Annotated in this window: 15 protein-coding genes and 1 pseudogene; 1 reads left to right on the top strand and 15 read right to left on the bottom strand. The window is 58.5% G+C overall.

Annotation, left to right across the window (positions count from 1 at the left end):
• Positions 1-31 precede the first annotated feature (31 nt).
• Both pilL2 and PVZ78_RS00890 read right to left on the bottom strand, forming a co-directional pair.
• A complete protein-coding gene (gene pilL2 / locus PVZ78_RS00895) occupies positions 32-550 on the bottom strand; it encodes a PFGI-1 class ICE element type IV pilus protein PilL2 (protein ID WP_273828116.1) in 519 nt (172 codons plus the stop codon).
• Between the two features lie 267 nt (positions 551-817).
• A pseudogene (locus tag PVZ78_RS00890) lies at positions 818-1,048 on the bottom strand (TonB-dependent receptor domain-containing protein); the annotation flags it as partial.
• Between the two features lie 250 nt (positions 1,049-1,298).
• Between PVZ78_RS00890 and PVZ78_RS00885 the strand changes: the two are divergent.
• Entirely contained in the window at positions 1,299-2,519 is a 1,221-nt protein-coding gene (locus PVZ78_RS00885) for an MFS transporter (RefSeq protein WP_273828114.1), read from the top strand.
• Between the two features lie 142 nt (positions 2,520-2,661).
• Here PVZ78_RS00885 and PVZ78_RS00880 read toward each other — a convergent pair whose 3' ends face one another.
• The 13 genes from PVZ78_RS00880 to PVZ78_RS00820 all read right to left on the bottom strand — a co-directional run bounded on the left by PVZ78_RS00880 (position 2,662) and on the right by PVZ78_RS00820 (position 11,185).
• Positions 2,662-3,072 carry an ATPase gene (locus PVZ78_RS00880; protein ID WP_273828113.1) on the bottom strand — a complete coding sequence of 137 codons (411 nt, stop codon included), beginning with the start codon at positions 3,070-3,072 and terminating at the stop codon, positions 2,662-2,664.
• A gap of 102 nt (positions 3,073-3,174) precedes the next feature.
• A complete protein-coding gene (locus PVZ78_RS00875; RefSeq protein ID WP_273828112.1) occupies positions 3,175-3,459 on the bottom strand; it encodes a hypothetical protein in 285 nt (94 codons plus the stop codon).
• Positions 3,460-3,476: 17 nt separating this feature from the next.
• Positions 3,477-3,806 (bottom strand): methyltransferase, encoded by a 330-nt coding sequence (locus tag PVZ78_RS00870; protein ID WP_273828111.1) that lies wholly within the window; start codon positions 3,804-3,806, stop codon positions 3,477-3,479.
• Between the two features lie 290 nt (positions 3,807-4,096).
• Positions 4,097-4,924, bottom strand: a complete 828-nt coding sequence (locus PVZ78_RS00865) for a DUF932 domain-containing protein (RefSeq protein WP_273828110.1) — start codon at positions 4,922-4,924, stop codon at positions 4,097-4,099.
• A gap of 110 nt (positions 4,925-5,034) precedes the next feature.
• Positions 5,035-5,376: a hypothetical protein gene (locus PVZ78_RS00860; RefSeq protein ID WP_273828109.1), complete on the bottom strand. Its 342-nt coding sequence runs from the start codon at positions 5,374-5,376 to the stop codon at positions 5,035-5,037.
• 213 nt (positions 5,377-5,589) lie between these two features.
• Positions 5,590-6,537 carry a DUF3577 domain-containing protein gene (locus PVZ78_RS00855; RefSeq protein WP_273828108.1) on the bottom strand — a complete coding sequence of 316 codons (948 nt, stop codon included), beginning with the start codon at positions 6,535-6,537 and terminating at the stop codon, positions 5,590-5,592.
• Between the two features lie 399 nt (positions 6,538-6,936).
• Entirely contained in the window at positions 6,937-7,713 is a 777-nt protein-coding gene (locus PVZ78_RS00850) for a GTPase (RefSeq protein ID WP_273828107.1), read from the bottom strand.
• 300 nt (positions 7,714-8,013) lie between these two features.
• On the bottom strand, positions 8,014-8,376 hold the full coding sequence (locus PVZ78_RS00845; protein ID WP_443218346.1) for a DUF3085 domain-containing protein: 363 nt from the start codon (positions 8,374-8,376) through the stop codon (positions 8,014-8,016).
• A gap of 322 nt (positions 8,377-8,698) precedes the next feature.
• Positions 8,699-9,415, bottom strand: coding sequence for a DUF5983 family protein (locus tag PVZ78_RS00840; protein WP_273828106.1), 717 nt, complete (start codon positions 9,413-9,415; stop codon positions 8,699-8,701).
• 103 nt (positions 9,416-9,518) lie between these two features.
• Complete coding sequence (locus tag PVZ78_RS00835) at positions 9,519-9,731, bottom strand: hypothetical protein (protein ID WP_273828105.1); 213 nt, start codon at positions 9,729-9,731, stop codon at positions 9,519-9,521.
• Between the two features lie 86 nt (positions 9,732-9,817).
• On the bottom strand, positions 9,818-10,102 hold the full coding sequence (locus tag PVZ78_RS00830) for a HigA family addiction module antitoxin (RefSeq protein WP_273828104.1): 285 nt from the start codon (positions 10,100-10,102) through the stop codon (positions 9,818-9,820).
• A gap of 9 nt (positions 10,103-10,111) precedes the next feature.
• Positions 10,112-10,390, bottom strand: a complete 279-nt coding sequence (locus PVZ78_RS00825; RefSeq protein ID WP_273828103.1) for a type II toxin-antitoxin system RelE/ParE family toxin — start codon at positions 10,388-10,390, stop codon at positions 10,112-10,114.
• A gap of 516 nt (positions 10,391-10,906) precedes the next feature.
• Positions 10,907-11,185 carry a HigA family addiction module antitoxin gene (locus PVZ78_RS00820; RefSeq protein WP_273828102.1) on the bottom strand — a complete coding sequence of 93 codons (279 nt, stop codon included), beginning with the start codon at positions 11,183-11,185 and terminating at the stop codon, positions 10,907-10,909.
• Positions 11,186-11,301: the final 116 nt, after the last annotated feature.

Below are 11,301 nucleotides of genomic sequence, written 5' to 3'. Positions count from 1 at the left end.
GTACCACGCGCCTCTGAAGACGAGAGATGGTTCATGGCGCTGCTCCAGCGTGGACGGATGCGATGGCTCCCGGAGCCCGTGCAAAGCACACCTGGCGCGCGGCCTCATCCAGGCTCAATTGCCAGGCCGGCCCGGCCAGGGTTTGCAGGGCATCGCGCAACGTCTGTGGACCCAGACGCAGATGCGCCGCCGGCAGCGGCAAAGCGTAAAGTGCCGCCGTCTCGTCGCTATGGCAGAGGCTGTAGCCCGTACGCTGCAACAGGTGCTCTACACCATCGCCGACGGTGGCAGACAACTGGGCTGGCATCTTCACGTCGACCACCTGTTGAGACAGATCGAGTTGACCTGGCTCAGGCCGGAGCTCGACCAGTGTGTATCGGCCATAGCGAACCACCGGCACCAGGTGCTCGGTGGTGCCTGTGACCATGGGAACTGTAGGCACAGGGTCAGATGACAAGCGGCTTGTTCCTGACACGGTGCAGCCGGCCAGAATGGCGACCATGACCATGAACTGGAAAGCGCGCGGGATGGCGATTGAATATGACTGCATGGGACGGCCCCGCAAAACAAGATGGAGCTGCCACCTTCGTTGGGATGCTGTCAGGCTTCAGTAAACAATAGGAACGCGCCGTCCACCGGGTTTCACACAGCTGGCGCAGGACTGGTCAATACAGAGCTTTGGGGCTCTACACAATCGGCTAGGTCTTAGGGGCAGCCCGCGGATAGGGCTGGCGAAGCCCCACGCAAACGGGCTTCGCCTTGAGGGGTTAGGTCAGAACGAATAGCTGGCAGTCATGATCGCCGCGCGGGCGTCGCCCTATTCGATGGCCGAGGAGCGTGTTGTCGAGCCGCTCTGCTGGCGCACCCGTTCCACGTAGTCCTTGTCGAACAGGTTGTTGACGTTCAGCTGCAGGTCGAGGTTGTGGTTGACCTTGTAGGCGAGCATGGCGTTGTGCGCCCAGTATGCATCAAGCTTGGCGCGGGTGCCGGAGCTGACGTTGCGCTCGCTGACATATCGAGTGCCGTAACCCAGGGTCCAGTCGTGGGTGGGGCTGTATCCGCGTTCAAGGTGATGGGCATATCGCTCAACAGACCTTAAAAAAGCATGCGATCTGACTGATTCAGTAGCGGCAAGATAATAACCAGGAAGGCTTTCGCTGAAAGATTCCATCACAAAAGCAGGGACACGCTTAGAAGAGTGCTCGACCAATTCTCGGAAGACGGTCGTCTGTTTTTATTGTATATACATGTACATGTGTCTAATGGTCGAGCCCAATGAAAATAAAGGGAGTCCCGCGATGAAGAACAGGCAGAAGTTTTATGGTTGGTACATGGTGGCGGCCGTACACCTTTTACTCGCGCTGATCTTCGGCGCTGCGTATTCATTCGGTGCATTCTTCACAAGCTTGCAGTCGAACTTTGACGCAGGCCGCTTCGCAACGGCATCGATCTTCTCGCTGACGGCGTTGATCTATTACGTCGTGGGGGTTTTCTCCGGGGCATGGAGCGACCGTACTTCGGTGCGTACGGTGAGTAGCATTGGCATCGTTTTACTATCGTTGGGCTTCCTGACCAGCAGCCTATTTTCCTCGTCGCTCACGCTGTTTCTGGTCGCATTCTGCATCCTGGTGGGGCTGGGGGTCGGCCTGGTTTATGTGCCGGCAGTCGCGACGATCCAGCGCTGGTTCATCGTCCAACGCAGTTCAGCCTCCGGCCTGGCGCTGGCGGGGACTGGTCTGGGCACCCTCGTGGGGCCGATGGTCGCGGGCTTGCTGATGCAACACCTGTCCTGGCAAAGCACGATGCAGATCTATGCTGGCGCGATCGCACTGTTGGGACTAACTGCTGCCGCGAGCTTGCACGACAGGCCAGAGGACCTGGGTCAGCATCCTGATGGCATTGGTCCTGTTGTCGCGGGATCGATGCAGGCGGCGCGGCTCGACAGGAGCGTTTCGCTGCGAGAGGCGGCACGCCAGGCGAGATTCTGGTGGTTCTTCGTGGCGATCTTTTTCGGCTCAGTCGGCCTGTTTCTCGCGCTGATTCACATCAACCCCTATGCGCAGCAGCAGGGCTTGGATGTTACGCAGGCCAACCTGCTTATCGGTCTGATCGGCGTGGGTAATATCGGTGGTCGATTGGTCCTGGGGCGAATCGGTGACCGGATGGGCGTACAACGCTTTCTGATTGTGCTCACGCTCAGTCTGGTCGTGCTGTGTGGTCTGTGGAGTGTGGCGGATGGATTTCTTGCACTCGTTGCATTTGCCCTGCTCTTTGGCGCAGCCAATGGGGGCTGTATCGCACTGTATCCGGCAGTGGCCAGTATCTGGTTTGGTACCCGCAATCTGGGCGCTATTCTGGGAGCGCTATACATCGCGGTCGGTATCGCCGCCGTAGCGGGCGGCAGTGTCGCTGGGCATTTGTACGACCTGTACCAGAGCTACACCTTGTCCATCGTACTTGCCGGTGCATCGGCACTGCTGTCGGCTGCCGGCGTCATACTCGCTGCCCGCGCAGCGTAGAGATGTTCGAGCTATGCAGCCCGTGTAGCAGATGCGGGTCTCTTGCTGCACCCTGCCGGGAGCACCGAGAAAAACGGCCCCGAAGGGCCTTTGAAGATCGTATCGAAGGGGAAGCTTTCCAAGCCGCGCTCAGGCGACTGGTTCACTCCGCGAGTGTGGACCCGTTGCTGTCTTGGGTCATTGCCTGCAGCATTTTAATCACTCCGGGCTCGACGAAGACGCACGGTAGTTCCGGTGCAACGGGAACATTGAATACCTTGGCGAAAGCTTCGCGCTTCAGATGGGCCAACTGGCCAGTCCGATAGGCTTGATCAGGCTTCATACGACCAGACTCCAGGATTTCTCCACTGCGCTCAGGGTCACACTCAACCAGGGCTACGAAGCCGTCGTCGAACAACCTCTGGTGGTCGGGACACAGCCCCCAACCTGTCAACGTGTGATACTCCATGCTGGAGCGCAAGCGCTTGTCGAGAAGAATGCTGCCAGTATCGAATTTCTGGGCGCACACCACGCAGATGTGCTGCTCCATCGAAACGTACGATTTTGCGGTCACGGTGAAACTCCAATAGAGCGGGGCATGCACCGTCCCCTGGGGCGATGACATGCCCCAAAGGGTGGAAAGGACGCGAAAGCGACGAGTGCTGCTGGGTGGCGATCAGCTTCCGCTGGCGAGCTCGATGCGCGTGATGCTTCGATCTGCCAGGGTGTAGATGCGGATGCAGATATCCTGCGAATGGTTGTGGAGGGATTCGATCTGTCCGCCCTCCTTCAACGCAGAGTTGTTGGCCTGTCTGACGTCATCATCAACGTCGCCCCAATCACCATGCGCATGGAGAGCGAAGTACGACAGGGGGTCGAGCAGACCTTCACGCATCAGGCGATCGATGTCCTGGCTCAAGATCAAGGCACCTACCGCAAACAACGGGTTTCGAATGGTCATGATTGCCTCCTGGTGGATCAGCCGTTCTGCACTGGGCTTTCACCCTGCAGATGGATCGTGGTCAGGAAGCTGCTCTCGATGCTGGTGATGTGCAGCGTGAGCCGCGGATTCACCACGTAGCGAGACGTCAGTTGACCGACCGCGCCCAAGGAGGCGTTGTTGGCAAGGCGAGTGTCAGCATTGACGTCGCCCCAGTCACCTCGCAGATGGCGATGCAGGTAGATCAGCGGATCGATCAGGCCATTTCTGGCGAGCCAGAGGACCTTTTCGCTCAGGTGCAACGTGCCAAAGCAGAAGACGGGAATTGGCTGCGGCTTGGGCGTGGACGAACGGGTGAGTCGGAACATGAGGATTACTCCTGATCGTAGTGTGTAAGTAGAGACAGGAGCTTCAGCCCCGCAGGGCCGTTGCGGCCCCTGAGGGATCGAGTAAGAACGTGACCAGCGCAGGAATCGCACCATGGCGCTAAAGGTCTCCGCCATCTGGGCATGTTGCCGGCTACACCGGACAGACATGACTTCAGGTTGAGAGAGCAAGCTGCGCAAGGCGAGGAGGAATGCGTTCGCACGGCTACCCGGAATTACGGCAAAAAGAAACGGACCGCACTCCGGAGAGCGACGATCCGTTCGACGATGGGTCAAGCTTTAAGCTCACGCATACCTTCCGCCAGCATCCAAAGCGCACGGTTGAGGCGGATGTTCTGGTCGATACCGTTCACTGAACGGGTTCTTTGACGGTTCCCATTGGCACTTCGGCCTGGCAAGCCTCCTTTAAGCAGGTTCTCCTGCGTGCAGTTGAATACGCTCCAGAGATCAGGTTTCCGATCACCTGGTCGTCGAGGTAGCAGGATCTGACTTTCGGTGACGGGTGGGGGCTTTGCCGGGTCGTCGTACCTCAAGGACAGAGCAGCTCGGGCAAATACTCGTGCCTCACCTTCATCGAGGGTGACGGCCCTCATGGAGTCCCGAGTGTCCCGCACCTTCTGGAAGCCATGCAGGACCTCGTAGGCACCTTCGATCACCTGCTCGGTCACATTACCCTTGTGAGGTATCCGCAGGTCGGCAACTGTATCGCCGCAGACGAGGCCATTGTGGCAAACAAACCTGAACAGGCCGGACAGCATCTGGTAGCTGCTGGTGCCGTCGTGAGAGTTGAGGAGGATGATCTCGCCTGCTTCTGCACCATTGATCTGGCTTGCGTGGCGCAGACGGATCATGTGCTTTGTGAAGTCGCGTCGGTCTTCCTGACGCACACGGGTCTGGCAGACGAAAAACGGCTCGAAGCCCTCCTTGCGAAGTTCCATGAGAATGGATGCTGTGGGGATGTAGCTATACCGCTCGGACCTGCTTTCGTGCGGAGCTTCAGCGAAGATGGATGGGACGACGCTGCGGATCTGGTCGTCGGTCAGAGGACGGTCGGCACGCAGCACAGGGGAGCCGCGGCCGAAGCGAGAGGCGAGTTGCATGATGTACTCCTTGGAGGATGCAGCACTCGGCACCGATCGGCCCAAAGGACCGGGTGCGTGCTTGCTTGGGATGAGAAGTAAGGTGGCCGCGAAGATGGGCCGGAGGAGAGCTAGACGTTCTGCTCGGTAAATGAGCCGTCCGCCTGATGCGTTGCTACGCGGTTGCCAGCGTTGCTTTCACTATCACGCTGAGTCTCGATGAACATGCTTTCTGGCACTGTGATGTCGAAATGGCGTAATACCTGGCGGTAGTAGTCCAGGTCCTTGCCAAACGGGTGGATCTCGTGGAGGTTGCTGTACAGATGGTCTTCGTCATCGACCATCATGGCGCTGTCGATCAGATTCTCGGGTTTTTGAATGACCAGAAAGAAATATCCCATCGGCCGGTCCCAGCCGAGCTGGACAGTGACGGCAAATCCTTTGTGGACGGTCTTAAAGAGATGTTGGCTCATGGCGAAGCTCCTTGGCGGAAGTCGCAGGGAGCTTCCCCGTCGGGGAGTCCCCGGCGGGTGGTGGAACTGAGCGTGATCGGTCATACGGCAGTGAGATGCCGCTATTCCCGGGTGAGATCGCGTGCGACGTCTCTGCTCGAAGGCCGGCAGTACGCTGCGTCGGAGATGTAAATCGCCCCATCCGAAGATGGGGCGAGAGGGGGAACGAGCGGCTTAGGCAGCGGACTCGGTGAGAGGCTCGGGAGCGTCTGCACTCGGTACGTTGTCTACGGCTGTCTGTTCACTGGTTTGATCGACTGGAGTGTCGACCTGGGGAGTAGTAGCGGGCGACACATCAGCTCCTTCGATTCCAGGAGCTGCCTCGGCATTCTCCGAGGCCATTTCGGAGTGAACGAGCTTCGAAGGGTCTCGATAGACCTCCTGGCCGTCGACCTTGATCGTACCGATGTAGCTCAGCGTGGACTTCATCACCGGAGAGTGCTCACCGGCATTTTCGCCCTTGGTACGCGTGAAGAAGGATGCTTCCAGGTCCTCCAGACGGAAGCTCACGAGCACTTTGCGCTTGGCTTGTACATCATCCGAGTACTGATCAAGCAGAGCCACAACCGTAGGGTCGGTGGCGTCGATATCGACGTAGCGGTATACCGGTTCATCGACAGAGCCGTTCAGCATTGCGAGAGAGCAGTGACGCAGCGATGGATCGCGCTGACTGCGCGCGATGCGATTGATGTAGCCCAGGCCACGTGTATCGAGCTGGTGCTGAACCACCTGCTGCAGCATCGACAAGTCGAGTGCCGCGGCAGTCAGCAAGCGCCCTTTCAGGGTCGCGTCGGGCATGCCGGCCTTATCACCTGCAGTACGAACAAAAACGTCCGAAAACGTATCGCCGACACGGAACTGGATCAGGACCGGGCGACCGGCCTCGACATCTGCAGCATAGCTACGTACCAGCTCCTGTGCTTTTGAACCGGAAACGCGAACGTCAAGATAGCGATACGTAGGCTTATCACCAGTGCCGGTCAAAGCGCTGATGGCGCAGGCCAAAAAGGCATCACGCTTCCTGCCGCCAGGCGTCACTTCACGAATGCGCTTGAGGAAGCCGAGCCCAGTGGTATGGACATTGAAGTAGGTCTTTTCATTAGATTGGGAAGAAGTGGTCATGGTGAATCTCCAGAGAGGTGAGCGGAGATACACCTGACCCAGACGGGGAGGTGTAAAACCCCCGCGTGGGTTGAGGAACTGGCATCGTCATCGGAAAGCTGATGACTACTCGCACGAGATGCCGGAGCGAGCCTGGGGTGGATCAACACGGTAAGCCGTGCCGTAGCCCTGATGATCCAAGCTACCTGGGCATGTTGCCGACAGCTGTCGGCGGAACATGCAGGTAGCATCTCGTGGCGGATAGAGTGGAGTCGACTGCCTATGGGAAGTACGCCACTCCCATATTCCATGGAGTGAATACCTGTGTATGAAGCAAAGAAAAAGCAGGGGTCCCTAGAGCGAGACTCCCTGCAAGCGAGGAAAGTGGCAAACAGCTTTGTGCAGCTAGACGTCGCGAGATCAGCGCAGCACCTCCACGTCAATTTCGCGCCAGCGGCCGTCATCGATCAGACGTTCTAGCGTGCTGCCCAGGTCGTCGAAATATACCTCGTCAAGGCGCTCGAGCAACTCGCCGTCACGCCATAGCTCAACCACGTAGACATCCGAGGCACGGTCGTAGATCACCGATACCTGACCGGTGAATTTCTCCGTTGCGACAGAGAAGTTGATCGCCGGTGGCGTCCGGATGATGTCGACTGGCAGGGGGTCAACCAGACTGAAGTCCCGAGCACGCGCGTCGACCAGCAAGTGCGTGATGGTTCTGAAGCCATCCGGCGCCGGTAGTTTCTCCAACTGCTCAATCAGGTCGGCCAGCTCGGGGCACTTCGGCATAGCCACCGGGAGTTTCGCCGGCGCACTTCCCAGCACGTATGTACGCATGACATATGAAGTGCCTTCAGCCGAATGGCTGACCTCCTCCTTCGGCGTGTCGGCACGCTGGCCGTCAAACCGATGGCGGGCATAGGGCGTCACGCGGACTTTGCTGCCTTCGGTAGGCTGCTCGGTGACCAGGTTGCGGTTCAACACTGCGAATGTGGTTCGCCCTGTCTTGACAACAATGGCTTCGTCGTTGGAAGCGATGACCTTGCCTTCGAACGGCTTCGGGTCGAGACGAAAGCCCAGCATCGAGAGTTGCGGCAGGCCATCGTAGATGGCGAAAGTGAAGCTGCGTGCGTTACGCGGTACATGGCCGGAAACGAGCGCCGGCATTTGAGAGCGGATGAGATCGTGATCCATGACGGACTCCTCGAGAATGCGCAAGGAGCCCGTCCCGCAGGGATAGGCCCTTGCGGTGGGTGATGGGTGCGAGATGCACCCGGTGAATGATGTGAATCAGTGCGGCTGTCCGCACCGTAGTCTTGAAGATCTCGACTACCTGGGCATGCTGCCGACTACGTCGGCAAGACATGGAATGGAGCATCGTGACTTCAGTGCAGGTTGTCGCCCGGAAACCCGTTATGGCCAGAGACCGGATTCGAACAGGTGAATCAAAAATGAAGAAGGCCCCCGAAAGGGCCCTCTGGTCAACATGGGTGATCAGTGTGAATGAGGAACACTGGCTTCGATATGCAGGCGAATCTCGCTGTCTGTCACGATGACAAACAGGTCATTTCCACCCTTCAGCAGGTGCTGGAAGATGTTGACACTGAGGTCAAAGAACTCACCGAAATCATCGCCGCCACATTCCTGGCGTGACAGCTCCCACCAATCGCCGAACGATTCCGTTTCGGGATTGCAGCCATCGGCATAGCACAGCAGTTTGTGCCTGCCTGTGTGGTCTTTCTCACCGATCTGCGACATGAAGTAGACGCCTTCGTCCTTGACCAGGATCACCTGGCATTTGTTCGATTGGGCTTCTTTGAGTACAGGGAGCAGAGTCGCTCCACGGAATCTCAGCATGATGAATCTCCGTGACGGGGTTTCCCCCCGACAGGGAGTGGCCCCGTGGGTTGAAGTGGCAGCGCACATGCACTGTTGGAATGAACCAGCGTGTCGAACTCGACTGGCGCCGTGGCATTGATGGTTCGAGCCACCTGGGCATGCTGTCGGCAACGCCGACCAACATGACGCTATGCTTGGCGGTACCCCATGCAGCGTCGAGGGGCTAAGCGATACGCGCGCCACCCCATTCGAGAGGCAATACTCTGGTGCCCAATGTTGCGGACAGAACAAGGCCTCTCCAGAGAGAGGCCAGTGCTGCGCGAGCTTTTGGTTCGAGGGACTACTCGTCTTCGTAGATGGCTAGATCGGCTAGAACGGGAGCGTCTGCGTCGAAGACCAGAATGCGTACATCTGCTTGGCCGGCCAGGTGAAGCACCTCAATCAGCGACTTCGGCATGCCACTGTCGCTATGTTCCTGACGCAGCTGTTGGATCGTCATTTCCTCGATGCCCTGAAGGTTCTCGTCCGTCCAGGGGGTTGCGATCAGCTTGATGCCGATCGACGGCGCGAAGGGAATGCGGAATGACACGAACAGCGAGCTGGGATGTTGCATGCAGTCCACCAGGTCGCAGAGGAATCGACGTCCATTCTCATCAAGGTGAGCGGTACTGATTTCCCAGCACCGGCTGTAGAAGCCGGTTTCGAACGTCAGACTGTGCATCACCTTCTGAGCCTGCTGCATTGAGTAGTTGTCGCCAATCAGGACTGGCTTGTCGAATTGCTCGCCGACAAGCCCGTACACGACCTTGAGCACAGTGCCAGCACTGGGACAATGGTCCTTCAGCGCGGCCTCTACGGCATGGCCGTCGGTGACAAGCGCAAAGTCGTCGCAGAACAGGCAATCACATAGTTCCAGCTCGGTGTCGACCAGATGTGTTTGAGAGGGGTGTATCGGTCGGTGGATAGACGGGCAATCATCGGCGAAGCTGATGCACAGTTCACGCTCGATGCGCAGGTTCTGGTATCCACGGACGAAGGGATTGCAATTGGCAGTCATGGGATAGCTCCGATTGAAGTAGGACGGAGCCAGACCCAATGGGGGCTTGGCCCCATGGGGAGTAACGGTTGTGTGCAGTCGGCCCGGTGAGAGGCGTTGCCGCTTAGGGATGGTCGCGTTGTTGCCACTGACCTCTTGCGAAAGCTCGACAAGCTTGATCACGGCTGGCGAAGTACTCGACGGACTCGCGCGAGACAGGGCCCTCGTTGTCAGCCGTGCCGATGAAGTAGCCAGCGTTGCTGCTCAGGATCTGGAGCGGCAGCAGTTGTCCTGAGTAGATCAAAGCCAATTGACCGTAGAGAGTTTGTTTGGTCATTCGTCGCTCCTGGAAAGGAGCGGGCATGCCTGGCCCGGTGACGGGTTGGCTATGCCCGCGAGGATGGGTGCAGAAGCAGTCTCGTATCAGTGGAAATGCAAGCGCAGGATGTGTGGCTGGCTTGCGTGCTCCACCTGCCACAGGTCGTAGGCGTATTGCTCTGCCAGATACAGGCGGGCACTACCAAGGCCGGCCTGCTCCAACCTGTGGGCAAGCTCGGCAGTGAGCGGTGCACGCGCCTGAACGACGCTACGCAGCTTTCGCTGTGAGTAGCCCAGATGTTTGGCCAAGGCACGAACTCCCATGCGAATCGTAGGCAGCACGTCTTCGCGCAGTGCTTCACCGGGATGAGGAGGATTGAACATGGACATGAAAAGCTCCTAGTGAGTGTCGAGATAGTCGATCAGTACGGCATCGGAGCCGTCGAACTGGAAGATGACGCGGTAGTTCCCTGACACACTGACCGACCAGAACCCTTCCAGCCGCCCCTTGAGGTAGTGGAATTGGTTGCCGGGACGGTCCATATCGGTGGGTTTAGTCGCGAGATCGAGCGCGCTGAGGATCCTGCGTAGACGTGCAACGTGAGCGGCACGGACGCCTGAGGTGTCGCCGCGCTCGTGGAGTGCCCGAAGGCCCTTGTGGCGAAAGCTGCGGATCATGCCGACGCTCCCTGGTAGAGGAGCCTGATGGCTTCGATCGCAGAAAGCGGGACGAACCGACCGATATGACTACGAGGGTTGCCGGAGGGTGTTTGGAATCGCATGGGTGCTCCTTGGGAAGTCGGATGCACCCAGCCCAAGGGATGAGAGCATCCCGAGGGGGTGGAGAAGCGAGGCATCACCGCCAAGAAGGCGATCGTCCGCAGAATGATGCTGAGGCGGGCTGGTTGGATCGACGCGATTCGTCGCGCCACAGCCTTGAAGACCCGGGCTGCCTGGGCATGTCGCTGACGTTCATCAGCAGCACACGTGATCACAGTGCGGGGCCTTGGCCGGCAGCGCGATGGAAAATGGGGCTCCGAAGACACCCCCCTTGTCATACAGAGGGAAACTTGGCGCGAATCAAAAGAGCCCCCGTAGGGGCTCTGCAGTGCGTATCAGCGGGTATAGGTTGGATGACCAGTGTCGGATTCGCCTGTTTCGCCGGAGGTTGTGCGAAACGGTAAGCCGACGCTGTCAGGAGAAGTGCAAGCGCTCGATCTGAGGATGGGAATGCTGCCGCACTTGCCACAGATCAAAGGCAGCCTGTTCTGCAAGGTAGTGACGGGCGTCACCTAGGCCTGCAAGTTCAAGCCGATACGCAAGATCGGCGGAAATGCTGGCACGGCAGTTGATCACGGTGGACAGCTGTCCACGCGAATAGCCGATGTGGCGTGCCAGTGCTGCGACCGAGAGTCCAATGGCGGGCAACACATCTTCGCGCAGCGCTTCGCCTGGGTGGGGAGGATTGTGCATGGCTGTTGTGCCCTCCTGTATGGTTAGTGCTTCCAGTTCCCTTGCCTGCGAAGTAGGTAAGGAATTCGAGGAATATTAACATAAGCGTAAGGCCTCACCTTACACTTTCGATGCTT

The organism is Pseudomonas sp. SBT1-2, assembly GCF_028640875.1.
GTDB classification, from domain to species: domain Bacteria; phylum Pseudomonadota; class Gammaproteobacteria; order Pseudomonadales; family Pseudomonadaceae; genus Aquipseudomonas; species Aquipseudomonas chlororaphis_I.
This window is presented reverse-complemented; position numbering and strand designations above follow the sequence as displayed.

Bases quoted from the DNA above. Each gene is read 5' to 3' on its own strand.
- PVZ78_RS00855 (WP_273828108.1), bottom strand. From the start codon at position 6,537: ATGACCACTTCTTCCCAATCTAATGAAAAGACCTACTTCAATGTCCAT.
- PVZ78_RS00840 (WP_273828106.1), bottom strand. From the start codon at position 9,415: ATGACTGCCAATTGCAATCCCTTCGTCCGTGGATACCAGAACCTGCGC.
- PVZ78_RS00870 (WP_273828111.1), bottom strand. From the start codon at position 3,806: ATGTTCCGACTCACCCGTTCGTCCACGCCCAAGCCGCAGCCAATTCCC.
- PVZ78_RS00865 (WP_273828110.1), bottom strand. From the start codon at position 4,924: ATGCAACTCGCCTCTCGCTTCGGCCGCGGCTCCCCTGTGCTGCGTGCC.
- PVZ78_RS00845 (WP_443218346.1), bottom strand. From the start codon at position 8,376: ATGCTGAGATTCCGTGGAGCGACTCTGCTCCCTGTACTCAAAGAAGCC.
- PVZ78_RS00835 (WP_273828105.1), bottom strand. From the start codon at position 9,731: ATGACCAAACAAACTCTCTACGGTCAATTGGCTTTGATCTACTCAGGA.
- PVZ78_RS00885 (WP_273828114.1), top strand. From the start codon at position 1,299: ATGAAGAACAGGCAGAAGTTTTATGGTTGGTACATGGTGGCGGCCGTA.
- PVZ78_RS00825 (WP_273828103.1), bottom strand. From the start codon at position 10,390: ATGATCCGCAGCTTTCGCCACAAGGGCCTTCGGGCACTCCACGAGCGC.
- PVZ78_RS00830 (WP_273828104.1), bottom strand. From the start codon at position 10,102: ATGTCCATGTTCAATCCTCCTCATCCCGGTGAAGCACTGCGCGAAGAC.
- PVZ78_RS00860 (WP_273828109.1), bottom strand. From the start codon at position 5,376: ATGAGCCAACATCTCTTTAAGACCGTCCACAAAGGATTTGCCGTCACT.
- pilL2 (WP_273828116.1), bottom strand. From the start codon at position 550: ATGCAGTCATATTCAATCGCCATCCCGCGCGCTTTCCAGTTCATGGTC.
- PVZ78_RS00820 (WP_273828102.1), bottom strand. From the start codon at position 11,185: ATGCACAATCCTCCCCACCCAGGCGAAGCGCTGCGCGAAGATGTGTTG.
- PVZ78_RS00850 (WP_273828107.1), bottom strand. From the start codon at position 7,713: ATGGATCACGATCTCATCCGCTCTCAAATGCCGGCGCTCGTTTCCGGC.
- PVZ78_RS00875 (WP_273828112.1), bottom strand. From the start codon at position 3,459: ATGACCATTCGAAACCCGTTGTTTGCGGTAGGTGCCTTGATCTTGAGC.